Below are 25,030 nucleotides of genomic sequence, written 5' to 3'. Positions count from 1 at the left end.
CGTGACCACCCCGTACTACGCCGCCCCGCAGCACGCTTCCACTCCGCAGCACGCGTCCGTCCCGCACCACGCGACCGCTCCCCACCACGGGCCCGCCTCCCACCACGCCCCTCCCGTCACCGACCCCGTCGTCGCGGCCCTCGGCGCGCTCGGCACGCCCGTCGACTGCACGGGGCTGCGCAGCCTGGACCTGGAAGGGCCGCTCGTCCTGTGGCTCGTCGTGGACGGCGAGCTCGACCTGTTCGCCGTCGACGCCGCCCGGGCCGGGCACTGGCACTTCCTGGGCCGGCTGGCCCCGGGCACGCTGCTCCTCGGCCCGGCCGACGGCCCCGAGCACACCCTGCTCGGCCGGCCCCTCCAGGGCTGCGCACTGCGCCGCATCGACCTGCACGAGCTGCACCGGCAGGACCACGGGGGCACCCCGTACGGCCGGCAGCACAGCGACCCTTGGCAGCAAGGCGACGCCTGGCAGTACGGCGAACCGTGGCACAGCGGCACCCCCGGCGGGACGCTCGGCCCCCTGGAGAACGCCTTCGCCCTCGGCATCGGCCGCGGCCTGCGCGTCCTCTACCAGGCGCCCCTGGAGAACCGCGCGACCCCGGGCGGGAGCGGGGCCGACGAGGACGTCCTGTGGATGCAGCTCGCCCCCGGCAGCGTGCAGTACGGCGCCCCGTACGAGGGCTGCACGGCCGGGAGCCTGCTCGTCGACCCGGCGATGTGGCAGGGCATGGTCGACCAGCAGTACCGGCTGCTCTACGCCCTCGACCGCTGGATCGAGCAGGCCGAGCGCGCCCACGAGGACCGCACGGCCGCCGGCATCGAGGCCGGCGAGGCCGCCCGCACCCGGGCCGACCAGGCGCTCCTGGCCTCCATCGGCCGCTCCGGCCGGGCACCGCGCCGCGGCGCGCGGGACGACGACGCGACGTTCGCCGCGTGCCGCCTGGTCGCCGACGAGGCCCGCATCGCCCTGACCGAACCGCCCGCGGCGGGCGCCGCCGACGACCGTACGGACCCCGTCGAACGCATCGCGCTCGCCTCCCGCATCCGCACCCGCACGGTCGGCCTGAGCGGCGGCTGGTGGCGCGACAACAGCGGCCCCCTGGTCGGCCGGCGGGCGGAGGACGGGGCGCCCGTCGCCTTCCTGTGGCGGCGCGGACGGTACGAGGCCGTCGACCCCGCCACCGGCCGGCGCGAGCGCCTCGGCAAGGCCTGCGAGGACGCGTACGAACCGCGCGCCGTCATGCTCTACCGCCCCCTGCCTCCCGGAAAGCCGCGCCTGCTGCCCCTCCTGCGCTTCACCCTGCGCGGCACCGGCCGGGAGCTGCGCAGCCTCGCCCTGGGCGGGCTCGTCGCCGTCGGCCTCGGCGCGCTCGTGCCCGTCGCCACCGGAAAGGTGCTCGGCCGGTACGTGCCCGAGGCCGAGACCGGCCTCATCGTGCAGACGGCCGTGGCCCTCGTGGCCGCCGGCATCGTCTCGGCCGCCTTCATGCTGCTCCAGAACATCGCGATCCTGCGCATGGAAGGCCGCATCGAGGCCACCCTGCAACCCGCGGTGTGGGACCGGCTGCTGCGGCTCCCGGCGAAGTTCTTCGCCGGCCGCTCCACGGGCGAACTGGCGGGCGCGGCCATGGGCGTCAGCGCCATCCGCCGCGTCCTGTCCGGCACCACCCCCGTCGTGCTCCAGGCGGGCACCGTCGGCACGGTGAACCTCGTCCTGCTGCTCGCCTACAGCGTGCCGCTCGCCCTGGCGGCACTCGCCCTGCTGCTCGCCATCGCCGCGGTCTTCCTGGGCCTCGGGCTGTGGCAGCTGCGCTACCAGCGGCAGCTGATCAAGCTCGGCAACAAGCTCGACAACCAGGCGTTCCAGACCCTGCGCGGGCTGCCCAAGCTGCGCGTGGCGGCGGCCGAAAGCTTCGCCTACGCCGCCTGGGCCCGGGAGTTCGCCCGCACACGCGAGCTCCAGCAGCGCATCGGCCGCATCAAGAACGTCGTCACCGTACTCAACGCCGTCGCGCTGCCGCTGTGCACGCTCGTGACGTTCATGCTGCTGGCCGGGCCGGCCCGGGGCAGCATGACGGCCGGCGACTTCCTCACCTTCAGCACCGCCGTGACGATGCTGCTGTCCTCCGTCACCCAGCTCACCGGCGCGCTCCTGTCAGCCGCCGCCGTACAGCCCATGTTCGAACAGATCAAGCCGGTGCTTGAGGCCGCCCCGGAGGTGCGCGGCTCCGACGTCCAGCCGGGCGAACTGGGCGGCGCCGTCGAGGCCGTGAGCCTGTCCTACCGGTACGCCGACGACGGGCCGCTCGTCCTGGACGACGTGTCGTTCGCCGTGCGGCCGGGGGAGTTCGTCGCGGTCGTCGGGGCCAGCGGCTGCGGCAAGTCGACCCTGCTGCGCCTGCTCATCGGCTTCGACAAGCCGGCCTCCGGCAGCGTGCTCTACGACGGCCAGGACCTCGCGGCGCTCGACCAGACCGCCGTCCGCCGGCAGTGCGGCGTCGTCCTCCAGAGCGCCCAGCCGTTCTCCGGCTCGATCCTCGACTGCATCTGCGGCGCCGGGACCTTCACCCTGGAGGAGGCGTGGGAGGCCGCCGCCCTGGCGGGCCTGGCCGAGGACATCAAGGCCATGCCCATGGGCATGCACACCATGCTCTCCGACGGCGGCGGCACCGTCTCGGGCGGTCAGCGCCAGCGGCTGATGATCGCCCAGGCCCTCGTCCGCAAGCCGCGCGTCCTCTTCCTGGACGAGGCCACCAGCGCGCTGGACAACGAGGCCCAGCGCGTGGTCATCGAGTCCACCCGCGCCCTGCGCGCCACCCGCATCGTGATCGCCCACCGGCTGTCCACGGTCATGGACGCCGACCGGGTGATCGTCATGGCGGAGGGCCGGGTCGTCCAGCAGGGCCCGCCCGCCGCGCTGCTCGCCGACACGGGCGGACTCTTCCACGACCTGGTCCGCCGCCAGATCAGGTGACGGGGCTGTGCGGGGCGGTCCGGTCCGCTGCCCGGTCCGCCCGCCCGGCTCGTTCCGCTCGCTCGGCCGATGGGGCGGGCAGGGCGACGCCCTGGGCGGCGGCGTGGCAGGTGGCGCACAGCACCTGCCGGGCGGGGGAGGGGGCGTGGGAGACGCCCGTGCCGTTCACCCGGTGGACCGTGGGGCGGGTGACGCGGAGATGGCCGGGGCAGAGGCCGGAGTTGCAGCTGCGGCACACGGCGACAGCGGCGGTTTCGGCGCCCTCGGACGTGTAGCAGTCGTAGCAGTTCATGCGAGTTCCCCTTCGAGTCGGGAGGTGGCGGGACGCGCGGGCCGGGGTGGGACGCGCGGGCCGTGGCGGCCTACTGCACCAGACAGCCGCATTCCGCTTCCGCTTCCGCGCCGCCGGGGAACCCGACGCCGCAGCACGCTTCGACGAACCGCGACGCCAGGCCGGGGTCCTGGTCCTCGCGCCAGACCACGGCGACGTCCGTCCGCGGCCCGGGCGCGCCCAGCGGGCGCAGGCGCAGGTCCAGGCTGAGGCTCATCCATTCGGCGATGTCGCGGTCCATGTACGAGACGCCGGCGCCGGAGGCCACGGCCGCGGCCACGTTGATGTAGTCGGGCTCCTCCCACGCCACGTACGGGGGCGGCCCCTGCGGAGACCGCTCCTGCCGGGCGATGCCGAGGATCTTGTCGTGGAGCCCGGGGGCCTGCGAGCGCGGCCACAGGATGAGCGGAAGGTCTCCGGCGGACGAGAGATCTCCGGCGGGCGAGAAGCCTCCGGCGGCCTGCCGGTCCTCCGCCGCGCGGCCGGACACGCTCTCGCCCGGGAGGAGCTGGACCAGCTCCACCTCCCCGACGACGGCCATCCGCAGGCCGTCCGCCTCGACGGGCGGCCGGACGAAGGCGAAGTCGGCCTTTCCGGCGCGCACTTGCTCGATGTTCCGCTCCGACCAGCCGGATTCCACGGAGACCGGGAGGGCGTTGCGCGCCCGGAACTCCGCGACCATCTCCCGCTGGCGCAGGGCGTGCCCCGAGCGGCTGAAGGCGACCCGCACCGGCCGGCCGGGCCCCGCGGCCGCCTCCCTGATCCGGGCCTTGATGGAGTACGTGCGCTGCAAGAGCTGCGGCGCCTCCTCCTGAAGGGCCCGGCCCGGAGGGGTCAGTGACATCCGGCGGCTGTCGCGGCACAGCAGCTGGGCTCCCAACTCCTTTTCCAGCACCTTCAACTGATGTGAGAGGGTGGGCTGGCTCACCCCGCAGCGCTGTGCCGCCCTTCCCAGATGGAGTTCGTCGGCCACGACGACGAAGTACTCCAGGCGGCGCAATAGACCGGAGAGGCTGAGTAAAGGCTCCTGGTCTCCCCGCACGTGCGACCTCCCGCCAGGGTTATTCCCATTTACGAAAGTTTACTTTCCGGGTGCTTCGCGAGTGTAGCAACGCGGGACGAAGCCCGGTCAACGCCTCAGCAGGCACTTTGTTCGCCGGCCGCCCCTTCGCCCGCCGGGGCGTCAAATAAAAGGCGGGCCATCCGGTTTGTGATCCGCGCCACTGGAAGCACGGTGTGGAGGGCATCCGACCTGCGGTGTTAGCGAGCGTCTATGTGTCCATAGATCAACTTTATTGGACTGTTCGGACCGCGCATGGAAACGTCACTGTCGCAAACGGGCACCGAAATCAGGCGGCGCGAGCAGCGGCGTGAGCAACAGCAGCGTGCGTAAGTGAGCAGGCCGTGAGTAAGAGTGAGTAGGCATGAGCAAGGCCGACTGAATTCGATGCGAGCAGTACTTCCTTTGTGTCCGGACTCTGAGCCGTCCTGTCCGTCCAAGTCGCCCCCGGAGTGACCCCCCTCGGATGCAGGAGGTAGGATGATCAGCGAGCTGATCAGCAAGGACGATCGATTCCAGGAGATCCTGGAGCGCCTCAACCGCAAGTCGGTCGAGGACTACTACAACCCTTACCGGATGTTCGACTGGCCGGATTCCCTGCCGGAGAACCGGTGGTGGATGAGCCCCGAGCTCACGACTACCTTCGGGACCGAAATCGCCTCCGAACTGAGCACGGAACAGCTCTACCGGCTGTCCCGCTTCGAAAGCATCAACTTCTACAGTCTGAATGTGGACGGCATTCGCGAGCTCATCGTCGAAGTGACCCGGCGCATTCACACCCGCGGCTTCGAGATACCGTCCGAGTTCTTCCACCATTTCATTGGTGAGGAGAACGAGCACATGTGGTTCTTCGCCGAGTTCTGCCTGCGGTACGGCAATAAGATCTACCGCCAGCTGGAACCGGCCGGGGACGGCGGTGCGTGGTCCGACGAGGCCGCCAGTTTCCTGGTGTTCCTCCGCATCCTCCTCTTCGAGGAGCTCGTCGACCACTTCAACAGCACGATGGCGGCCGACGAGCGGCTCCACGACACCATCCGGGCGGTCAACCGGATTCACCACCAGGACGAGTCCCGGCACATCGCCTTCGGCCGCGAACTGGTCTCCCTGCTCTTCAAGGACCTCACGGCGAACGCCTCGGAGGAGGAGCTCGGCCGGGTCCGGGACTACATCAAGCGCTATCTCAACTACAGCTTCGAGTCCCTGTTCAACCCGCACGTCTACCGGGACGCCGGCATTCCCGAGCCGTTCGCCGTACGGCGGCGCCTGCTGGCCTCCCCGCGCAGCGCGGAATTCCAGCAGCAGGTGTTCCGCAAGCCGCTGAACTACCTCGTCAAGACCGGGATCCTGCCGGACCGCGACCTCGGCTTCGGCGCCCCGGCGACCGCGGGACGGGGGCAGGCGTGACCGCGACCCTCTCGACCGCCCAGGGCGGTGCGCTCACCATCCTCGGCCCCGACCAGACCGACCTGCTGCGCGACCTGGACCGCACCATCACCGGCTGGGCCGCCGAGGCCGGCGCGCGGGAGATCATGCCGCCGCCCGTCTACCCGCTGAGCGACCTGGAGAAGTTCGACGTCTACGCCAACTTCCCGCACTTGCAGTTCGTGGGCGGCCCGCTGGACGTCACCGGTGCCCCGCCGGCCCCGGTCGGCGGCGCCTTCGCCAGCCGCGACGTCGACCCGCCGTTCCTCGGGCTGCCGCACTCCAGCTGCTACGGCGCCTACCTCTACTTCGAGCAGCAGGCGGTGGCACCCGACACCACCATCACCCTCATCAACCGCTGCTTCCGCAACGAGACGAAGTACGAGGGGCTGAGGCGGCTGCTCAGCTTCCAGATGCGCGAGATCGTGGCCATCGGGACGTTCGAGCACACCCAGGACGTCATCGCCCGCTTCACCGACCGGATCGAGCGGTTCGCCAAGGAACTCGGTCTGGAACTGCACAAGGAGGCGGCCAGCGACCCGTTCTTCGAACGGGACAGCGGCCGGGCCCTCCTCCAGCGGCTCAGCCCCGTCAAGCACGAGTTCCAGGCCGACGGGCTGGCCATCGCCTCCGTCAACACGCACCGCAACTTCTTCGGCGAGCGGTGCGCCATCACCGTCGAGGGCACGGGCGAGCACGCCTTCACCGGATGCGTCGCCTTCGGCCTCGAACGGTGGCTGGCGGTCCTCGGCGACCGGTTCGGCGGCGACCTCCAGGAGGCCCGCGCCGCCGTCAACGCCGCCGCTGTCAACGCCGCGCCCGCGTGACCGGGACCGCGATCCGGGTCGGCGTGGACCTCGTCCCCCTGACCCGGGTGCAGGCCATGACGGACGCCGGCGACGACGCCCGGCTGCGCCGGATGCTCACCCCCGCGGAGATCGCCCTGAGCCGGACCGCCACCGGCTGGGACCTCCACGGAGTCGCCGGCCGGTTCGCCGCGAAGGAAGCGGTGTTCAAGCTGCTCCACGTCCCCGGCCGGCCGCTTCCCTGGCAGTCCATCGAGATCCTCAAAAGCCCCGGCGAATGGCCGTTCGTCCACCTCACCGGGCCCGCCCGCGGCTGGGCCGCCGATGCCGGCATCGAGGCCGTCGACGTCAGCATCTCCCACGAAGAACTCTTCGCTGTCGCCGTCGCAGCCACGGCGGCGGCACGCCCCGGGCACGCGCACCCGCACACGCCCGCGCACACGGACACGTACCCGCACGTGGATGCGTATCCGCAGACGGACACGCACCCGCACACGTACCCGCCCATCCCGCACAAGGAGGAACCCCATGCCGAGCACCACCTCGTCCAACCTTGACACCGTGCGGAACTGGCTGCTGGCCAAGCACCCCGAGCGCACCTCCATCGCCGCGGACGAGGACCTCATCAAGGCCCGTCTCGTCGACTCGCTCTCCTTCGTCGAGTTCGTCCTGACCGTCGAGGAGGCCAGCGGCGTGGAGATCGACCACGAGGCCATCGACCTCGAGGACTTCCGCACCCTGGAGGCCATCGAGCGGAAGTACTTCTGATGGGCCGTCTGATCCACGCCGAGGACTACACCATCGGCAGCAGCTTCGACCTCGGCTCGCACAAGGTCACGGCCGAGGAGATCACCGCCTTCGGCCGCACCTACGACCCGCAGCCGTACCACCTCGACGAGGAGGCGGGGCGCGCCTCCGCCTTCGGCGGCCTGATCGCCAGCGGCTGGAACACCGCCGCGATCTGGATGCGCCTGTACGTCACGACGCTGCTGCCCGACGCCGCCGCCGAGGGCACGGTCGAGGGCTCGCCCGGCGTCGACGAGGTGCGCTTCCTCCAGCCGGTCCGCCCGGGCGACGTGCTCACCGGCACCTGCGAGATCGCCGCCGTCCTCCCCTCGCTCTCCGCACCCGACTTCCGCATCGTCCGCAACCGCGGACGCCTGGTGAACGCGGACGGGGACGAGGTCCTGACGCTGATCCTCAACGCCCGCTTCCGGTGCCGTCCCAAGCACGCCTGACCAGACCACCTTCGAGAACGGAGCCCGTCATGGAGACCGTGTCCTACACCTCGCAGTGGACCGCCGCGGCCCGCGCCCTGGAGAGCGAGCGGAGCGACGCCCTGTTCGTCGACCCGCTGGCCCGGGCGCTCGCCGAGCCGAAGGGGTTCGAGCTGCTCGACCACTACGGCGGCGGCGGACTCGTCGAATTCGTGGCCGTCCGCACCCGCTACCTCGACGACGCCATCAACGACGCGGTGAAGAAGGGCATCCGGCAGGTCGTGCTGATCGCGGCCGGCATGGACACCCGCGCCTACCGGCTGTCCCTCCCGGACGACGTCACGGTGTACGAGGTCGACCACCAGGCGCTGATCGACGAGAAGGAGAAGCGCCTCGCCCAGCTCGGCTCCCCGGCCCCGACCGTCACGCTCCAGCGCGTCGGCGCCGACCTCGCCGGCGACTGGTCCGCCTCGCTGCGCGCCGCCGGCTTCGACACCACCCTGCCCACGCTGTGGATCCCCGAGGCCCTGCTGTTCTTCCTGACCGAGGAGCAGTCCGCCACGCTGATGCGCACCTTCGCGGCCAACTCCGCCCCCGGCAGCCAGGTCGCGGTGGACATCCTCAGCAAGGCGCTCCTGCGCAGCCCGGCCACCCAGATCTTCCTCTCCTCCCTCAACGAGGACGGGATCCCCTGGCTCTTCGGGACCGACGAGCCCGAGGAGTTCATGGCCGGCACCGGCTGGACCGTACGCGAGCTCAAGGAGCCGGGCGAGCCCGGCGCCGGCGAGGGCCGCTGGCCGTACGCCGTCCAGCCCCGCGAGATCAAGGGAGCGGCGCGCAACTGGCTGCTCCGCGCGGAACTCGCTTAGTTGTGACGCGTGGAGAGGCACGGCCCGCCGGGCCGTGCCTCTCCACGGCATTTTCCTGACTGCCTGTCAAACGAAGGGAACGTGCCATGACCGAGAGTCGTCCCGTGACGACCACGGACAGCGGTATCCCGGTACCGAGCGACGAGTTCTCCCAGTCCGTGGGCGCCGACGGCCCGCTGCTGCTCCAGGACCACTACCTCATCCAGAAGCTCGCGCACTTCGACCGCGAGCGCGTGCCCGAGCGGGTCGTGCACGCCAAGGGCGGCGGCGCGTACGGAACCCTGGAGATCACCGAGGACGTCAGCCAGTTCACCAAGGCCGACGTCTTCCGGCGCGGCAAGCGCACCGAGCTGTTCCTGCGCTTCTCCACGGTCGCCGGCGAGCTCGGCTTCGCGGACACCGCCCGCGACCCGCGCGGCTTCGCGGTCAAGCTGTACACCGAAGAGGGCAACTACGACATCGTCGGGAACAACACCCCGATCTTCTTCATCCGCGACCCGCAGAAGTTCCCCGACTTCATCCACTCGCAGAAGCGGCGCGCCGACAACCACCTGCACGACAACAACATGCAGTGGGACTTCTGGACGCTCTCGCCCGAGTCGGCGCACCAGGTCACGCTCCTGATGTCCGACCGCGGCACCCCGTACTCCTGGCGCCACATGAACGGCTACGGCAGCCACACCTTCCTGTGGTACAACGCCGCCCGCGAGAAGTTCTGGGTGAAGTACCACTTCAAGACCGACCAGGGCATCAGGAACTTCACCGGCACCGAGGCCGCGGCCGCCGGCGCCGAGGACCCGGACTTCCACATCCGCGACCTCCACGAGGCGATCGGGAAGGGCGACCACCCGACCTGGACCCTCCAAGTGCAGGTCATGCCCTTCGAGGACGCCGCGGACTACCGGTTCAACCCGTTCGACCTGACGAAGGTCTGGCCGCACGAGGACTACCCGCCCATCGACATCGGCACCCTGACGCTCAACCGCAACCCGGAGAACTACTTCGCCGAGGTCGAGCAGGCCGCGTTCGAGCCGTCGAACCTCGTCCCGGGCGTGGGTGCCTCCCCGGACAAGATGCTGCAAGGGCGGCTGTTCAGCTACCCCGACACCCACCGCTACCGCATCGGCGCCAACTACCTCCAGCTGCCGGTCAACCGGCCCAAGAACGCGGTCCACTCGTACAACCGCGACGGCTCCATGCGCTACGACAACCCCGGCGACCCCGTCTACGCGCCCAACAGCTTCGCCGGCCCGGTCGCTGACCCGCTGCTGCTCGCCGGCGAGCACTACGACGTCACCGGCGAGATCGTGCGCAGCGCCCACCGGCTGCACGCCGAGGACGACGACTTCGGCCAGGCCCGCGCCCTGTGGGAGAAGGTCATGACCGACACCGACCGCGACCACCTGGTGGCCAACATCGTCGCGCACGCCTCGGCGCCCGAGGTGCGCACGGAGACCAAGGAGCGCGTCGTCGACTACTGGCGCAGCGTCCACAAGGACCTGGGCGACCGGGTCTCCCGGGGCCTCGGCGTCACGGGGCAGTGACCACGGACAGCGGCACGAGGCGTACAGGTCGCACGAGTCGTATGAGGAGTACGAGGAGCGTGAGGAGCACACCATGAGTTCGGCCGAGACCGTAACCCTGCGGCGTCTCGCCTGGGCCGGCGTCGAAGTGGCCTGCGGAGACGTCCGCATCGTCATCGACGCCCTCAAGAACCCCGCGGACCTCGCGGGGTTCCAGGGCATGCCCCGGCGCCCCCTGCCCAGCATCGAGGCGCCCCCGGGCGTGTCGACCCACGCGTTCATCACCCACCTCCACCCCGACCACTGCGACCGGCTGCTGCTGACGGAGTTCGCCGCCACCGAGGGCAGCACCGTCGGCTGCCACACCCCGATCGTGGACATCCTCGGGAAGATGGGGGTGGCCGCCGTCGCGCAGAACATGGGCGAGCGGCGGCAGATCGGGCCCTTCACCACCATCCCCGTGCCGTCCCACGACTGGCGAGGCGACGACCAGGTCGCGTGGATCGTGGAGGGCCCCGGGCTGCGCGTCATCCACTTCGGCGACACCATCTGGCACGGCAAGTGGTGGGAGATCGCGCGCGAGTACGGGCCCTTCGACGTCGCGTTCCTGCCCATCGCCGGGGTGATGGCCCGCCGCGAGGGCATCACGCCCACCAACCAGCCCGCCACCCTCACCCCCGAGCAGGCCGTCGAGGCGGCGGTCGTGCTGGAGGCGTCGACCGCCTGCGCGATCCACTACGACCTCTTCAACAACCCGCCGTACTACACCGAGCAGCACGACGTACGCGGGCGCTTCCTGCGGGCCGCCCGGGCCCGGGGCATCAACGGAATCGCCCCCGGCGACGGGAAGCCCGTGCCGTACGCGGCAGCCGCTGCCGCCTGACCGCGGACACCGCTGCCCGACCAGAACCGGAAGGATGGTTCGTGACCCCACCCCCTGAATCGGAAACCACGGTGGAATCGGAAACCACGGTTTCACCCGCGGCGGGCCGGCCCCGCGGGACGGCGGACGAGCCAGGGCCCGGTTCGGCCCGCGGCGCCCCCGGGAGCCGCCGCCTGCTCTGGTACGCGCTGGCGGTGCTGCTGGTCGGCATCAACATGCGGCCCGCCATCGTGGCGGTCTCCCCGCTGCTCGACGAGATCCGGCACGTCACCGGCCTGTCCAACGGCGGCGCCGGCGCGCTGTCGACGCTGCCGCTGATCTGCTTCGGCATCTTCGCCCCGCTCGCGCCCCGGCTGGCCCGCCGCTGGGGCATGGAGCGCACGCTGGTCGCGGTGCTGGCGGTGCTGCTGGCCGGCAGCGCGGTACGGCTCGCCCCCGAGCTGTTCCCCCTGTTCGCCGGTACGTTCCTGGTCGGCACCGCGGTGGCGATCGCCAACGTGGTCATCACCGCGCTGATCAAGCGGGACTTCCCGCGGCAGGTCGGGCTGATGTCCGGCCTGCACACCACCATGCTCGTCGGCGGCGGCGCCGTCACCGCCGCGGCGACCGTGCCGCTGCGGGACGCCCTGTCGCTGACCTGGGCCGGCGGACTGGCGATCTGGGGCGTGCTGGCCCTGGTGGCCCTGCTGGTGTGGGCGCCGAAGCTGCGCCGGGGCCGGGCGCAGCCGCCGGTGGGGGAGCAGGAGGGCGGCTCGATCTGGCGGAGCCGCCTGGCGTGGGCGGTGGCCCTGTTCTACGCGTTCCAGTCGCTGCTCTACTACACCGCGACCACCTGGCTGCCGTCGTTCTACATCGACCACGGCTGGAGCGAGGGCGGCGCCGGAGTACTGCTGGCCGTCTGCATGGGCTCGGCCATGGTCACCTCGCTGCTGGTACCGGTGTGGGCGCAACGCTCCCGCCGACAGAGCTACCTGGCGGTGGCCGGCACCGTCCTGTGCATGGCCGCCTTCGCCGGCCTGATCGCGGCCCCGACGGGCGCGGCGGTGCTGTGGGCCGCCGTCCTGGGCCTCGGCCTGGGCGCGGTGCTGTCCCTGGGCATCGCCTACATGTCCATGTGCGCCCGCACCACACACGACGCGGGCCTGCTCTCCGCCATGTCCCAGTGCGTGGGCTACCTCCTGGCAGCCCTGGGCCCCACAGCCTTCGGCGCGGCCCGCGACCTGACCGGCGCCTGGACGACGGGCCTGATAGCCCTGGTAATCCTGGCCGTCCCGATGGGCATCACAGGCGCCGTGGCGGGCCGAGGCGGCCAGATCACCCGCTAGAAAGCGTCGGGGTGCGGCGACACACGGCCGCACCCCGACGCCTCACAACCAGTCGCGCTTCTTGAAGATGAAGTACAGGCTCGTGCACACCACGGCCATCAGCAGAATTGCGAACGGGTAGCCGAACGCCCAGTGGAGCTCGGGCATTGCGTCGAAGTTCATGCCGTAGATCGTGCCGACCAGGGTCGGGGCGAAGAGGATGGCGGCCCACGACGAGATCTTCTTGATTTCCTCGTTCTGTTCGAAGCCCGCTTCCGCCAGGGCGCGCATTTCTGCGTTCTGCTGCTGGGTGACCAGGGTGGCGTTGACCTGGAGGATGTCTGTGAGGGCTGAGCGGAAGCCGTCGACGCGTTCGCTGGTGTGGGTGACGTGGTCGGCTACGTCGCGGAGGTAGCGCTGGAGTTCGTCGTCGGTGCCGTATTTGGCGAAGCCGGCCATGAGGCCGTGGAGCATGCCGACCAGGGGGCGGGTCGCGCGCTGGAACTCCACCATTTCGCGGGCGAGTTCGTAGATGCGGCGGGAGACGGCGGGGTCGCCGCTGAAGACCTCGGTCTCGATCTCGTCGATGTCGTTCTGCACGCCCGCGACGACGGGGGCGTAGCCGTCGACGACGGCGTCGAGGATCGCGTACAGCACCGCCTCCGGGCCCAGGGAGAGCAGCTCCGGGGTGGCTTCCATGCGGCGGCGTACGGCGGAGAGGTCGGGGGCCGCGCCGTGCCGGACCGTGATCACGAAGTCGCGGCCCACGAACACGTGGAGCTCGCCGAAGTCGACCTCTTCGGGGGCGTCCAGGTAGCGGGCCGCGCGCAGGACCACGAACAGGGTGTCGCCGTACCGCTCCAGCTTCGGACGCTGGTGGGCCTCCAGGGCATCTTCCACCGCGAGCTGGTGGAGGCCGAACTCCTCGGCCAGGGAGAGGAGTTCGCGCTCACTGGGGCGGTGGAGGCCGATCCACGCCATGCCCTCGGGCTGCTCGTGCAGGAGGCGGTACGTGTCCGCCAGGGAGTCCGGCGTCGCGACGCGCCGGCCGTCGCGGTAGACCGCGGCGTGCACGACGCTGCCCGCCCCGCCCGCGGACCCGGCCGCCGGCGGGGCGGTCGGGGCGGCGGCGTCACCATCCGTACGGCCGTTCGCCGGGCGGAGCCAGGAGTGCTTCCGGGGGGTGCTCCTGGGAGCGTTCTTGGGCGTGGGGCGCTGGCGGCGCGGAGGGTTTTCGGACACGGGTGAACTCCCTCTCGCTGTTCGCTGGACCAGCGAACAGGATATACGCGCCGAATTCGGCCCCGCGGTGCGGTCGAGGACCGGTCTTGTTCGATCTTGTCCGTTAAGCCGCCTAGCTTGGTCGCATGACAGCTAGTGGTCCGCCTGTTCTGGCTAACCGTGCTCTGAATCGTGCGCTTCTTGAGCGCCAGCTGCTGCTCCGCAGGAGCGCCATGCCGGTCCTCGGCGCCGTCGAGCACCTCGTCGGCCTCCAGGCGCAGTCGCCCGGGGACCCCTACTACGGGCTCGCCGCCCGCCTCGACGGCTTCGACCCCGAGGAGCTCTCCACGCTGATCGCCTCGCGCGCGGCCGTCCGCATCCCCGTGATGCGCTCGACGATCCACCTGGTCAGCGCCCGCGACTGCCACGGTCTGCGCGCGCTGTGCCGGCCCGTGCTCGAGCAGTCGTTCCGCGGCAACCACGGCAAGCGCCTCGCCGGCGCCGACCTGGCGCGCGTGGCCGGGCTCGCCTCGCGCCTCGTCGCCGAGCGTCCGTACACCTTCCACCACCTCGGCCAGGCCCTCGCCGAGGAGTGGCCGGAATGCGCCCCGCAGGACCTCGCGATGGCCGCGCGCGCCCTGCTGCCGCTCGTCCAGGTGCCCCCGCGCGGGCTGTGGGGCCGCAGCGGGCCCGCCGCGCACACGACCGCGGACCACTGGCTGGGCGGCCCGCCGGGCCCCGCGCCCGGCCCCGACCCCGGCGCCGTCCTCCTGCGCTACCTCGCCGCCTTCGGCCCCGCCTCCGTCAAGGACATGCAGAAGTGGTGCGGCCTGACCGGGCTGCGCACGGTCGTCGACGGCCTCCGCCCCGGGCTGCGCACCTTCCGTGACGAGCACGGCACCGAGCTCCTCGACCTTCCGGACGGCCCGCTGCCCGACCCCGGCACCGACGCCCCGGTGCGGTTCCTGCCGGAGTTCGACAACATCTCCCTCTCCCACGCCGACCGCGCCCGCATCGTCGACCCCGGCCACCTGCGCCGCGTCCGGCGCGTCAACCGGGCCGCGCCCACCGTCCTCCTCGACGGCTTCATCCGCGCCGTCTGGCGCCTCGACAAGGGGCCCGGCACCACGACGCTCGTGGTCGAGCCGTTCGAGAAGATCCGCAGGGCGGACCGCGCACCGGTGGAGGAGGAGGCCCTGCGGGTCCTGGCGATGGCGGCGCCGGGTGACGGGCACGACGTACTCGTCAGGCCGGCCGGCGACTGACCCGCACCCGCACCCTTACTCGCCGACGTCCCGGCTGCGCAGGTCCGCCAGGGTCTCGCGGCGGACGAGCAGGCGCGCGCGGCCGCCGGACACCGCGGCCACCGGCGGGCGCCCCACCAGGTTGTACGCCGAGGCCATCGACAGGTGGTACGCGCCCGAGGCCGGGACGGCCAGCACGTCGCCCGGCCGCAGGTCCGCGGGGAGCTCCACGTCGTCGGCGAGCACGTCCCCGGCCTCGCAGTGCCGGCCCACCACCGTCACGGAGCGGCCCGGCGCGGTGGAGGAGCGGCCCGCGAGCCGGACCGTGTAGCGCACGCCGTACAGCGCCGGGCGCGGGTTGTCGCTCATGCCGCCGTCGACGGCCACGAACGTCCGGCCGCCGGTGGACTTCACCGACAGCACCCGGTACAGCGCGACGCCCGCCGGCCCGGCTATCCACCGCCCCGGCTCCACCGTCAGGCGGGGCAGCGGCAGCCCGAAGCGGCCGCACTCCAGCGTGAGTTCGCCCATGACCCGCTCGGCGTACGTGTCCGGGTCCACGGCCGGGTCGCCCTCGCGGTAGGCGATGGCGAAGCCGCCGCCCAGGTCCAGCTCCGGGAAGGTCACCCCGTGCCGGTCGCGGATCCGGGCCAGCAGCGGGACGAGGCGGCGCACGGCGCTCACGTACGGGCCGAGGCCCGCGATCTGCGAGCCGAGGTGGCAGTGCAGACCCACCAGCTCCAGGCGGGGCTGCCCGAGAAGGCGGGCCACCGCCTCCTCGGCTTCGCCGCCCGCCACCGACAGGCCGAACTTCTGGCCGTCCATCCCGGTCCGCACCGCCGCGTGCGCCCCGGCCGTCACTCCCGGCACGACCCGTAGCAGCACCCGCTGGCGGGTGCCCGGCGGCACGAGGGCGGCGAGGCGGGCGATCTCGCCCGTGCCGTCGATGACGATCCGGCCGACGCCCAGGCGCAGCGCGGCCCGCACGTCGTCGGGGCTCTTGGCGTTGCCGTGCAGCACGATCCGCTCGGCGGGGAAGCCGCTGTGCACGGCGAGCTCCAGCTCGCCCGCGGAGCAGACGTCCAGGGACAGGCCCTCCTCCTCGATCCAGCGGATCATGGCGCGGGAGAGGAACGCCTTGCCGGCGTAGGCGACGTCGGCGCCGGGCAGGGCGGTGCGCCAGGCGCGGGCGCGGGCCCGCACCTCGTCCTCGTCCAGGACGTAGACGGGCGTGCCGAACCGGTCGGCGACCTCCGCCAGCGGCACCCCGCCGACGGCGATCCCGCCGCCCGGCACGGCACGGGCGGACGCGGGCCACAGGGGCGCCGCCGGCGTCTCCGGCGGGCGGGGAGGGGATGCGGGGGCGGTCGACATGACCACGGGGGCTCCTTCGGAGGGATGTGCGGGGTGGGGTGTGTTTGGGTGGCTTTGGGCGCCGCTAGTCCGCGCCGCGGGGGTTGCTCGCCGTTGCGGCGGCGTCTTCTTGCCTGCGGCAAGGGGGCGGACCGGGTGGCGCCGGGGGCCGGGCTGATTTCGGCACCGCCGGGTCGCGCCGTTGCGGCTGATCGCCGTTGCGGCGGGGGTTTTCTTGCCTGCGGCAAGGGGCGCGGGCGGGGCGGTTCCGGCGGTGCCGCCGACCCGGCCGGTTTCGGCACCGCCGGGCTGTGCTGTTGTGGCTGGTGGCCGTTGCGGCCGGCGATCTTCTTGCCTGCGGCAAGCGGGGGTTTGCTGGCGGTGCCGGGGGCTGGGGTTGGTCTTGGCACCGCCGGGTTGCACCGTTGTGGCTGGTCGCCGTTGCGGCGGGATTGATTTGTCTGCGGTCAGGAGATGAGGCGGAGGCTTCCGGTGGCGTGGCGTGGCGTGGCGTGGCGTGGCGCCGGGCCTTCGGCCGGCTTCGGCGCCGTCAGCCGCCCGGGCTGTTCCCGGTGCCGCCGGTCGCCCCCGCGGGGATCGCCCGTCGTGTCGGGCACCGGCCCATCCGCCGCCGCGGTGAGCAACCCCCGCGGCGCGGATCGGCGCTGCCGGGATCACCTCTGCCCCGAGTGGTACGCCGCCCCGAGTGGTACCCCGCCCCCGCCCCGAGTGGTTCCCCGCCCCGGGCGGTTCCCCGCCCCGAGCGGTCGACGCGGTCGGGTCAGGGCCGCCCCGAGCAGTTCCCCGCCCGGGACGCCCGGGACGCCCGGGACGCCCGGGACGCCCGGGGTACCCGGCGCGGTCGGGTCAGGACGGAAGAGCCGGCAAAGGCGTGCCCGGTGGGGTGGTGGAGACCGGGGGAGCCGTCAGCTGGGGGTCCACGGAGACGAGCTCGACGCCGAGGGGCGAGGCCAGCGCCCGTACCGCCGGCAGCGCCAGCCGGATGGCCGGCTGATCGGGGCCCAGAACGTCCGAAAGCCGCCGCTCCGTGGTGAAGGCGACGGCGGTCCGCGCCCCGAGCGGGGAGCGGAAGACCCGCAGGGCGAAGCCGCACGCGCAGGGCCGTACGGGGACGTACAGCGGCGGGGCGGGGGCGTGCCCGGCGGGATGCGAGGGTTCGGACGGTTCGGAGGGTTCGGACGGTTCCCCGTCGCCGGCCGAGCTGTCGCCGACCGTGCTTTCGACGGCTGCGACTGCGGCGGCTTCGGCGGGGGTACGGCTCAGGTGCATGACGGTCCTCAGGAAGCTCGGGAGGTGTCGGATGGGAACGTCGCTGACGGCGCCGTGGCGCCGCCGTTCACGCTATGCCCGTACCGAACCCCGCCGAGCTCCTCCTTGACAGCCTGTTGACCCTCAGTGCCACTCCTTTGACGCTTCGTTGACGGGCCGGAAAGGTCCGAAAGGGACCGGGGGCGCGCGACGGGGGCCGCACGGCTACGGCAGCAGCCCCGCCCGCCGCGCCGCGACCACGGCCTCCAGGCGCGTGTGCACGCCCAGCTTCCGCATGCTCGACCGGAGGTAGCTCTTGACCGTTTCCGGGCGCAGGCCCAGCCGGTCCGCCGCGGTGGCGTTCGTCGCGCCCGTGGCCACGCACGCGAGGACGTCCACTTCGCGCGGGGACAAGCCGACGTCCGGCCCCGCGCGCCGCCCCGCCGGCTCCGCCGAGGACGCCGCGGCGAGGCGCCCGCACGCCGCGAGGAGCTCCTGCCGGAGCAGGGGATCGGTGACACGCTGTGCCAGGGCGCGCAGTTCGAAGTGCGCCTCGCGGACCTCCTCCCACATCGCCGGGTCGGCGGTGGTCGGCTGATGGGCCACGGACAGCAGCCGCTGGACCTCGTCCTGGACGGCGAGGGCCTGTTCGAGCTCGCGCGCCGCGTCGACGGCGGCGGTCAGGGAGCGGTCCCCGAGCGTGAGCGGCCGCCGCAGCGCGCCGTAGAGCACGCCGCGCACCCGGCCCCGTACGACCACGGGCACCGCGAGCACGGAGCGCAGGCCCTCGGTCGCCACCGCCGCGTCGTACTCGTGGGTGATGACGTGCGAGGACTGGTAGTCGGTCACGGACAGCGGCCTGGTCAGGGCGGCCGCCTTGCCGCCCAGCCCGCTGCCCGTGCGGATCGCCAGCCCGCGCAGGACCGGCGTCGTCGTTCCCGTCATGTCCGATATTCGGAACTGCCGGGCGCCGGTGAGCAGACCGCCGAAGGCGACCGGCAACCCGGCCCCCCTGCGCATCCGCATCAGCGCCGCCCGTACCTCGGCCGTTCCGCCCGGGTCTCCCATCGCTGCCTCCCCGTCCCGGATACGGAGGAGGAACCTCCGTATCCCTGAAATGCGGCCACCCCCGTTCGGGGGTGGTGAGACTCAGATCACCGTCGCACGATGCTAACCATGCGGGTCGGCGACGTGCCCCGCAATCTGGAGGACATGTGACGTCATCGAAGCCGCGGAATCCGGGCGCCACGGGGGCAACGCCCGCCCCCGCCACCGCATTCCGCGCGGCCCGGGACTTCCTCCTCGCGCACCGCGAGGACTGGCAGGCGGCCCGCGAGGGCTTCGTCTGGCCCCGCCCGGCGGAGTTCAACTGGGCGCTGGACTGGTTCGACACCATCGCCGAGGGCAACGGCCGCACCGCCCTGCGGATCGCCGAGGAGGACGGCTCCGAGGCCGCGTACTCCTTCGACGACCTGCGCCGCCGCTCGAACCAGGTCGCCAACTGGCTGCGCGAGCAGGGCGTACGCGCCGGGGACCGCATGATCGTCATGCTCGGCAACCAGGCCGAGCTGTGGGAGACCGCCCTCGCCGCGATGAAGCTGCGCGCCGTGGTCATCCCGGCCACCCCGCTGCTCGGCACGGCCGACCTGGCCGACCGCGTGGAGCGCGGCCGGGCCGCCCACGTGCTCGTACGGGCCGCGGACACCGGCAAGTTCGCCGGCGTGCCGGGCGGCTACACACGGATCGCGGTGGGCGAGCGCGCGGACCGCGGAGGTGGCAGGGGAGACGGCACGGGCGGCTGGCACTCCTACGCCGACTCCGCCCACGCCGCCGACACCTTCACCCCCGACGGCCCCACCCGCGCCGACGACCCCCTGCTGCTCTACTTCACCTCCGGCACCACCGCCCGGCCCAAGCTCGTCGAGCACACCCACACCTCGTACCCCGTCGGCCATCTGGCGACCATGTACTGGATCGGGCTCCGCCCGGGCGACGTCCACCTCAACATCTCCTCGCCCGGCTGGGCCAAGCACGCCTGGTCCAGCCTCTTCGCCCCCTGGAACGCCGAGGCCACCGTCTACGTGCACAACTACGCGCGCTTCGACGCCGCCCGCCTCATGGCGGAGATGGACCGGGCGGGCGTGACGAGCTTCTGTGCTCCGCCCACCGTGTGGCGCATGCTCATCCAGGCCGACCTCGGCGCGCTGCGCACCCCTCCCCGCGAGGCCGTCGCCGCGGGCGAGCCGCTCAACCCCGAGGTCATCGAGACCGTCCGGCGGGCCTGGGGCGTGACGATCCGCGACGGCTTCGGGCAGACCGAGACCACCGTGCAGATCGCCAACCCGCCCGGCCAGCCGGTGAAGACCGGCTCCATGGGCCGCCCCGGCCCCGGCTACACCGTCGTCCTCCTGGACCCCGTCACGGGCGAGCCGGCCGACGAGGGCGAGATCGCCCTCGACCTCTCCGACCGCCCCGTGGGCGTCATGACGGGCTACGCGGGCGACCCCGAGCGCACGGCGGAGGCCATGGCCGGCGGCTACTACCGCACCGGCGACATCGCCGCCCGCGACGCCGACGGATACCTCACCTACGTGGGCCGGAGCGACGACGTATTCAAGTCGAGTGACTACAAAGTGTCGCCGTTCGAGCTGGAGAGCGCCCTGCTCGAACACGAGGCCGTGGCCGAGGCGGCCGTCGTCCCCTCCCCCGACCCGCTGCGGCTCTCCGTGCCCAAGGCGTACGTCGTCCTCGCCGAGGGCTGGGAGCCCGGCCCCGGCACGGCGAAGGCCCTCTTCGCCCACTCGCGGGCCACCCTCGCCCCCTTCAAGCGCATCCGGCGCCTGGAGTTCGCCGAGCTGCCCAAGACCGTGTCCGGCAAGATCCGCCGCATCGAGCTGCGCGAACGCACCGCGCGCGGCGAGCTGTCGGGCGGCGCGGACGAGTACCGAGAGGAAGACCACCGGTGACCACACCCTCGTACGAGGCCGGGAGCACCTCCGTTCCGCTGATCGACGACACCATCGGCGCCGATCTCGCCTTCACCGTGGAGCGGTTCGGCGACCGCGACGCCCTCGTCGACGTCCCCAGCGGCCGCCGCTGGACCTACGCCGAGTTCGGCCGCGCCGTCGAGGAGATCGCGCTCGGCCTGCTGGCCAAGGGGGTGGCCAAGGGCGACAGGGTCGGCATCTGGGCGGTCAACTGCCCCGAGTGGGTCATGGTCCAGTACGCCACCGCCCGCGTCGGCGCGATCATGGTCAACATCAACCCGGCCTACCGCGTCCACGAACTCCGCTACGTGCTCCGCCAGGCCGGCGTCAGCGTGCTCGTCGCCTCCGTCGCGCACAAGAACAGCGACTACCGGCAGATGGTCGAGGAAGCCCGCGCCGACTGCCCGGCGCTGCGCGACGTCGTCCACATCGACGACCCCACGTGGACCGCCCTCGTCCGCGCCGGGGCGGACGTGCCCCGCGAGCGGCTCGCCGAGCGCGAGGCGCAGCTGAGCTGCCACGACCCGGTCAACATCCAGTACACGTCCGGGACCACGGGCTTCGCCAAGGGCGCCACCCTCTCCCACCACAACATCCTCAACAACGGCTACTTCGTGGGGGAGACGCTCGGCTACACCGAGGCCGACCGGGTCTGCCTGCCCGTGCCCTTCTATCACTGCTTCGGCATGGTCATGGGCAACCTCGCCGTCACCAGCCACGGTGCCTGCGCCGTCATCCCGGCCCCGGCCTTCGACCCCACCGCCACGCTGCACGCTGTCGAGCGCGAGCGCTGCACCTCCCTGTACGGCGTGCCCACCATGTTCATCGCCGAGCTGGACCTGCCGGACTTCGCCACGTACGACCTCTCCTCGCTGCGTACGGGCATCATGGCGGGCTCGCCGTGCCCGACCGAGGTGATGAAGCGGGTCATGGGCGAGATGCACATGTCCGAGGTCTCCATCTGCTACGGCATGACCGAGACGTCGCCCGTCTCCACGCAGACCCGGCGCGACGACGACATCGCGCGGCGCACGGGCACCGTCGGGCGTGTGCTGCCGCACATCGAGGTGAAGGTCGTCGACCCGGAGACGGGGGACACCGCCGGCCGCGGCGAGCCCGGCGAGCTGTGCACGCGCGGCTACTCGGTGATGCTCGGCTACTGGGACGAGCCGGAGCGCACCGCCGAGGCCGTCGACGGCGAGCGCTGGATGCACACCGGCGACCTCGCGGTGATGGACGAGGACGGCTACGTCCGCATCGTCGGCCGCATCAAGGACATGATCATCAGGGGCGGGGAGAACGTCTACCCGCGGGAGATCGAGGAGTTCCTCTACACCCACCCCAAGATCTCCGACGTGCAGGTCGTCGGCGTGCCCGACGAGAAGTACGGCGAGGAGATCATGGCCTGCGTGATCCTCCGCGACCCCGCCAAGCCGCTCGGCCTCGACGAACTCACCCACTTCTGCCGCGGCCGCCTCGCCCACTACAAGATCCCGCGCCGTCTGCGGATCCTGGAGGCGTTCCCCATGACGGTCAGCGGCAAGGTGAGAAAGGTGGAACTGCGCGACCGGGAACGCCTGGCGGCGGGCTCCCAGGACGCCTGAGCGGTGCGGCGTTGCGGCTTTCCGCCGCCGCGGGGTTCGCGCTTGCGGCGGCACGCGCTCGGGCGGGAACCGTCGCCTCCCCCCGATCCGTCGGAGACGGCAAGGCGACCGGGTCCCGCCCGGAACGTGGAGGGGCCCGCGATCCCCCGTCCGTTTCGCGGGCCCGATACGAAGTCTCGCCCCGTCCACCTCAACTCGCCATCGTCCGGGCGTTGTTCAGAGGAAAAATTGAGGTTGGCGATGCGGGCGGCTCACGCGGGCCCCAGCTCGACGAGCTCGTCCGCCGGGGCGTTCAGCGGCTGCGGAGTACCGGTGAGGTCCATCACGAACAGCGGAACCCGCAGGTCGTCCGCGCGGGAGCGGGCCTCGCGCGCGTAACCGGCGAGTGAGAAGAACGCCCCTCGCGCGCCGTCCACCAGCCCGTGCAGCCACAGGCACTCCACGTCCCGCAGCGACGTCGGCACGGTGGACGGGTCCACCCGGGCCACCAGCCCGGCCGCACGCAGGTCGACGCCCTCCTCCTCGGGGTCGCCGGGCCGGGTGACGCCCGCGTACCCCAGCCACGTCAGATAGCGTTCGGCGGCCACGACCGCGTCGCCCGCGGTGCGGATGGCGACCGGCCGGAAGGCGGGGCGCAGCGCCCGGGCGGGCCGGTCACCGGCGCCGGGCCCGCCGCCCCCGGACTCGGAACCGGCCTCGGAACCGCCCCTGGGCTCGGCCCCGTCCCCGGACCCGGAACCGGATCCGGAACCGGCCTCGGGAGGCCGTACGGGCAGCCGCACCACCGTGCCGCACGCGCAGCCGAACTCCGGCCGCGGCCACTGGTCCTGCCGGTCGCAGGCGGGGCAGCGCACGGCCACCCACGCGTCGCGCCAGGTGCGGTGCGCGACGGGTTCGGGGGAGGCGTCCGCCTGGAGCGGCAGCGTGAGCGGCGCACCGCACGCGCAGGGGAAGGTGGGCGGGGTGAAGGAGTGCTCGCGACGGCACGTCGGGCAGTGAACCGGCACGCTCTTGGCCATATTCGGCTCCAGCAACGGGTCCGTGAGGTATGCGTACGGGGCCCATCGTCCACGATGCGGGCGCGCGGGGGGAGCGAATGCGGAAGAGGGCGGGTGCGCCCCCCGCGCCTCCCGTGTCGCCGCCGAGCGCGAGGGCGCACGCGCCGGTCGTGCGCTAGCGCTCCGGCACGGGCTCGGCCTCCTGTGCGGGCTCGGTCCGCCGTACGGGCTCGGTCTCTCGTACGGGCTCGGCCCGCCCTACGGGTTCGGTCTCGCGGACGGCGTTGATGTCCGGGCCGTGCGGGGTGTCCGCCTCGCGCTCGATCAGCACCTCCACCAGCACCGGCCGTGACGTCGCCACGGCTTCCTTGCGGGCCCACTCGATCGCGGGCCGGATGTCCGACGGCTCCGTCACGCGCCGCCCTGAACACCCGTACGCCTCCATGAGTTTGACGTTGTCGGTGCCCGTCTCGTCGTAGTGGATGTCCACCTGGTAGTTCATGCCGTAGCCGGCCGAGGCCTGCCGGATCAGCCCCAGGTACTCGTTGTTGAGCATGATCAGCACGAAGGGGACGTCGTACTGCGCGGCGACCGCGAGCTCCTCGGCCGTGAACTGGAAGCCGTAGTCGCCGACCACGCCGACCACTTCCTCCGCGCCCCGCCCCATGCCCTCCAGCGCCTTCTTGACGCCGATTGCGGCCGGCACCTCCCAGCCGAGCGGCCCGGCCTGCCCGCACACCTGGTAGTGGCGCGGCTTGTGGGCCTTCTGATGCTGGCCGCCCCAGATCTGGTAGAGGCCGATGGCGGTGACGAACCACGTGTCCTCGCCGAAGACCTCGTTGATCTCCCGGTAGACGCGGGGCGCCTTGACGGGGACGGCGTCGTAGTCGTCGCGGCGGGTGAGCGTCCTCTTGAGGTCGCGGCAGCGGGCGGCCCACGCGCGGTGCCGGGGGCGGGCGGCGCGCGCCTTCGCCGCCTCCAGCAGGGCCGCCAGGAACAGCTTCGCGTCGGAGACGACGCCCAGGTCCGGCTCGAAGACCCGGCCCAGCTGCGACGGCTCGATGTCGACGTGCACGAAGGACCGCCGCCCCCGGTAGACGGAGAGGTCCGCCCCCGTGTGCCGGTCGCCGAAGCGGGCGCCGACGGCGAGGATGAAGTCCGACTCCAGGAAGGAGGCGTTGGCGTACCGCTGCGAGGTCTGGATGCCGGTGGTGCCCATGTGGAGCCGGTGATCGTCCTCGACGGCCCCCTTGCCCATGAGCGTCACCTGGAACGGCACCTCCAGCAGCTCCACCAGCTCCCGGAGTTCGGCCTCCGCGCCCGAGAGGATCACCCCGCCGCCGGCCAGTACGAGCGGCCGCTCGGCGGCGAGGAGGAGATCCAGCGCGGCCTCGACGCGCGGCGGGTGCGGGGCGGCGGCGGGCACCGGCAGCGGGGTGTCCAGGGCCGGGTCGTAGCGGATCTCGCGGCGCGCGATGTCGACCGGGATGTCGATCAGCACGGGCCCGGGGCGCCCCGACCTCGCGATCCGGAACGCCTCCCGGAACGCCCACGGTATCTGTGCCGCCTCCTTGATCTGCACCGCCCACTTGGTCACCGGCCGGACGATCTCCACGATGTCGACGGCCTGGAACGCTTCTTGGTGCAGCCTTCCCGAGACCGCCTGCCCGGTGACGCACAGCATGGGCACGGAGTCCGCGTACGCGGTGTAGAGGCCGGTGACGAAGTTGGTGCCGCCCGGGCCCGAGGTGGCGATGGCGACGCCGGTCCTGCCGTTCGTACGGGCCCAGCCGTCGGCCATGTGCGTGGCCCCGGACTCGTGACGGACAATCAAGTGCTCGATGCCGCCGACGGCTTGCAGCGCTCGGTAGAGCGGGAGGACGGCGGCGCCGGGGCAGCCGAAGGCGATGTCGACGCCCTCGTCCTTGAGGATGTGGACGACGGCGTGCATGGCGGGCATCGTCG

The 25,030-nt window shown here is 72.4% G+C and carries 21 protein-coding genes; 13 read left to right on the top strand and 8 right to left on the bottom strand.

Translation table 11 applies throughout. From position 1 onward, the window contains the following. The first annotated feature begins 1 nt into the window (after position 1). Positions 2-2,974, top strand: coding sequence for an NHLP bacteriocin export ABC transporter permease/ATPase subunit (locus tag D7231_RS14025; RefSeq protein ID WP_120755749.1), 2,973 nt, complete (start codon positions 2-4; stop codon positions 2,972-2,974). Here the strand turns inward: D7231_RS14025 and D7231_RS14020 are convergent. Both D7231_RS14020 and D7231_RS14015 read right to left on the bottom strand, forming a co-directional pair. Next, on the bottom strand, positions 2,967-3,266 hold the full coding sequence (locus D7231_RS14020; RefSeq protein ID WP_120755748.1) for a DUF2180 family protein: 300 nt from the start codon (positions 3,264-3,266) through the stop codon (positions 2,967-2,969). The genes D7231_RS14025 and D7231_RS14020 overlap by 8 nt on opposite strands. Positions 3,267-3,336: 70 nt before the next feature. Continuing rightward, positions 3,337-4,305 (bottom strand): LysR family transcriptional regulator, encoded by a 969-nt coding sequence (locus tag D7231_RS14015; RefSeq protein WP_158673750.1) that lies wholly within the window; start codon positions 4,303-4,305, stop codon positions 3,337-3,339. 540 nt (positions 4,306-4,845) lie between these two features. On the opposite strand from D7231_RS14015, the gene D7231_RS14010 reads away from it, so the two are divergent. The 9 genes from D7231_RS14010 (at position 4,846) to D7231_RS13970 (ending at position 12,410) form a co-directional block, all read left to right on the top strand. Beyond that, positions 4,846-5,769, top strand: coding sequence for a diiron oxygenase (locus D7231_RS14010; protein WP_120755746.1), 924 nt, complete (start codon positions 4,846-4,848; stop codon positions 5,767-5,769). Next, positions 5,766-6,614, top strand: a complete 849-nt coding sequence (locus tag D7231_RS14005; protein WP_120755745.1) for an aminoacyl--tRNA ligase-related protein — start codon at positions 5,766-5,768, stop codon at positions 6,612-6,614. Before D7231_RS14010 ends, D7231_RS14005 begins: the two co-directional genes overlap by 4 nt. Beyond that, positions 6,611-7,150: a holo-ACP synthase gene (locus D7231_RS14000; RefSeq protein ID WP_241999705.1), complete on the top strand. Its 540-nt coding sequence runs from the start codon at positions 6,611-6,613 to the stop codon at positions 7,148-7,150. Before D7231_RS14005 ends, D7231_RS14000 begins: the two co-directional genes overlap by 4 nt. Next, positions 7,122-7,361, top strand: a complete 240-nt coding sequence (locus D7231_RS13995) for a phosphopantetheine-binding protein (protein WP_030367940.1) — start codon at positions 7,122-7,124, stop codon at positions 7,359-7,361. Before D7231_RS14000 ends, D7231_RS13995 begins: the two co-directional genes overlap by 29 nt. Further along, the gene (locus D7231_RS13990; RefSeq protein WP_228775064.1) at positions 7,361-7,831 is read left to right on the top strand and encodes a MaoC family dehydratase; all 471 of its coding nucleotides are present in this window, start codon (positions 7,361-7,363) and stop codon (positions 7,829-7,831) included. Before D7231_RS13995 ends, D7231_RS13990 begins: the two co-directional genes overlap by 1 nt. A 29-nt stretch (positions 7,832-7,860) precedes the next feature. Beyond that, a complete protein-coding gene (locus tag D7231_RS13985; RefSeq protein ID WP_120755743.1) occupies positions 7,861-8,679 on the top strand; it encodes an SAM-dependent methyltransferase in 819 nt (272 codons plus the stop codon). Between the two features lie 86 nt (positions 8,680-8,765). After that, positions 8,766-10,223, top strand: a complete 1,458-nt coding sequence (locus tag D7231_RS13980) for a catalase (protein WP_120755742.1) — start codon at positions 8,766-8,768, stop codon at positions 10,221-10,223. A 73-nt stretch (positions 10,224-10,296) separates the two neighbouring features. Then, on the top strand, positions 10,297-11,085 hold the full coding sequence (locus D7231_RS13975; protein WP_120755741.1) for an MBL fold metallo-hydrolase: 789 nt from the start codon (positions 10,297-10,299) through the stop codon (positions 11,083-11,085). A 71-nt stretch (positions 11,086-11,156) separates the two neighbouring features. Beyond that, complete coding sequence (locus D7231_RS13970) at positions 11,157-12,410, top strand: CynX/NimT family MFS transporter (RefSeq protein ID WP_147449718.1); 1,254 nt, start codon at positions 11,157-11,159, stop codon at positions 12,408-12,410. 42 nt (positions 12,411-12,452) lie between these two features. Here D7231_RS13970 and D7231_RS13965 read toward each other — a convergent pair whose 3' ends face one another. After that, entirely contained in the window at positions 12,453-13,631 is a 1,179-nt protein-coding gene (locus D7231_RS13965) for a magnesium and cobalt transport protein CorA (protein WP_120755739.1), read from the bottom strand. Between the two features lie 212 nt (positions 13,632-13,843). On the opposite strand from D7231_RS13965, the gene D7231_RS13960 reads away from it, so the two are divergent. Further along, complete coding sequence (locus D7231_RS13960) at positions 13,844-14,875, top strand: winged helix DNA-binding domain-containing protein (protein ID WP_241999704.1); 1,032 nt, start codon at positions 13,844-13,846, stop codon at positions 14,873-14,875. A 15-nt stretch (positions 14,876-14,890) separates the two neighbouring features. Here the strand turns inward: D7231_RS13960 and lysA are convergent, their stop codons facing one another. From lysA to D7231_RS13945, 3 genes are all read right to left on the bottom strand, one after another. Beyond that, a complete protein-coding gene (gene lysA, locus D7231_RS13955) occupies positions 14,891-16,228 on the bottom strand; it encodes a diaminopimelate decarboxylase (protein ID WP_120756030.1) in 1,338 nt (445 codons plus the stop codon). 846 nt (positions 16,229-17,074) lie between these two features. Continuing rightward, positions 17,075-17,497: an SAV_915 family protein gene (locus D7231_RS38335; protein WP_324197016.1), complete on the bottom strand. Its 423-nt coding sequence runs from the start codon at positions 17,495-17,497 to the stop codon at positions 17,075-17,077. 204 nt (positions 17,498-17,701) lie between these two features. After that, positions 17,702-18,544, bottom strand: a complete 843-nt coding sequence (locus D7231_RS13945) for a helix-turn-helix transcriptional regulator (RefSeq protein WP_120755737.1) — start codon at positions 18,542-18,544, stop codon at positions 17,702-17,704. Positions 18,545-18,690: 146 nt separating this feature from the next. On the opposite strand from D7231_RS13945, the gene D7231_RS13940 reads away from it, so the two are divergent. Together D7231_RS13940 and D7231_RS13935 are read left to right on the top strand one after the other, a co-directional pair. Beyond that, positions 18,691-20,442, top strand: a complete 1,752-nt coding sequence (locus D7231_RS13940; protein WP_120755736.1) for an AMP-binding protein — start codon at positions 18,691-18,693, stop codon at positions 20,440-20,442. Continuing rightward, on the top strand, positions 20,439-22,067 hold the full coding sequence (locus D7231_RS13935; protein WP_120755735.1) for an AMP-binding protein: 1,629 nt from the start codon (positions 20,439-20,441) through the stop codon (positions 22,065-22,067). Before D7231_RS13940 ends, D7231_RS13935 begins: the two co-directional genes overlap by 4 nt. Positions 22,068-22,318: 251 nt before the next feature. On the opposite strand, the gene D7231_RS13930 is transcribed toward D7231_RS13935, so the two are convergent. Both D7231_RS13930 and gcl read right to left on the bottom strand, forming a co-directional pair. After that, the gene (locus D7231_RS13930) at positions 22,319-23,086 is read right to left on the bottom strand and encodes a hypothetical protein (protein WP_120755734.1); all 768 of its coding nucleotides are present in this window, start codon (positions 23,084-23,086) and stop codon (positions 22,319-22,321) included. 154 nt (positions 23,087-23,240) lie between these two features. Further along, a complete protein-coding gene (gcl, locus tag D7231_RS13925; protein WP_277875594.1) occupies positions 23,241-25,025 on the bottom strand; it encodes a glyoxylate carboligase in 1,785 nt (594 codons plus the stop codon). Positions 25,026-25,030: the final 5 nt, after the last annotated feature.

It is taken from the genome of Streptomyces klenkii, from assembly GCF_003626645.1.
GTDB classification, from domain to species: Bacteria; Actinomycetota; Actinomycetes; order Streptomycetales; family Streptomycetaceae; genus Streptomyces; species Streptomyces klenkii.
The sequence above is the reverse complement of the archived record's forward strand: the minus strand, read 5'-3'. Positions and strand labels throughout refer to the sequence as shown.

Bases quoted from the DNA above. Each gene is read 5' to 3' on its own strand.
- D7231_RS13930 (WP_120755734.1), bottom strand. From the start codon at position 23,086: ATGGCCAAGAGCGTGCCGGTTCACTGCCCGACGTGCCGTCGCGAGCAC.
- D7231_RS13980 (WP_120755742.1), top strand. From the start codon at position 8,766: ATGACCGAGAGTCGTCCCGTGACGACCACGGACAGCGGTATCCCGGTA.
- D7231_RS13945 (WP_120755737.1), bottom strand. From the start codon at position 18,544: ATGGGAGACCCGGGCGGAACGGCCGAGGTACGGGCGGCGCTGATGCGG.
- D7231_RS38335 (WP_324197016.1), bottom strand. From the start codon at position 17,497: ATGCACCTGAGCCGTACCCCCGCCGAAGCCGCCGCAGTCGCAGCCGTC.
- D7231_RS13985 (WP_120755743.1), top strand. From the start codon at position 7,861: ATGGAGACCGTGTCCTACACCTCGCAGTGGACCGCCGCGGCCCGCGCC.
- D7231_RS13960 (WP_241999704.1), top strand. From the start codon at position 13,844: ATGCCGGTCCTCGGCGCCGTCGAGCACCTCGTCGGCCTCCAGGCGCAG.
- D7231_RS13990 (WP_228775064.1), top strand. From the start codon at position 7,361: ATGGGCCGTCTGATCCACGCCGAGGACTACACCATCGGCAGCAGCTTC.
- D7231_RS14010 (WP_120755746.1), top strand. From the start codon at position 4,846: ATGATCAGCGAGCTGATCAGCAAGGACGATCGATTCCAGGAGATCCTG.
- D7231_RS14020 (WP_120755748.1), bottom strand. From the start codon at position 3,266: ATGAACTGCTACGACTGCTACACGTCCGAGGGCGCCGAAACCGCCGCT.
- D7231_RS13995 (WP_030367940.1), top strand. From the start codon at position 7,122: ATGCCGAGCACCACCTCGTCCAACCTTGACACCGTGCGGAACTGGCTG.
- lysA (WP_120756030.1), bottom strand. From the start codon at position 16,228: ATGTCGACCGCCCCCGCATCCCCTCCCCGCCCGCCGGAGACGCCGGCG.
- gcl (WP_277875594.1), bottom strand. From the start codon at position 25,025: ATGCCCGCCATGCACGCCGTCGTCCACATCCTCAAGGACGAGGGCGTC.
- D7231_RS13975 (WP_120755741.1), top strand. From the start codon at position 10,297: ATGAGTTCGGCCGAGACCGTAACCCTGCGGCGTCTCGCCTGGGCCGGC.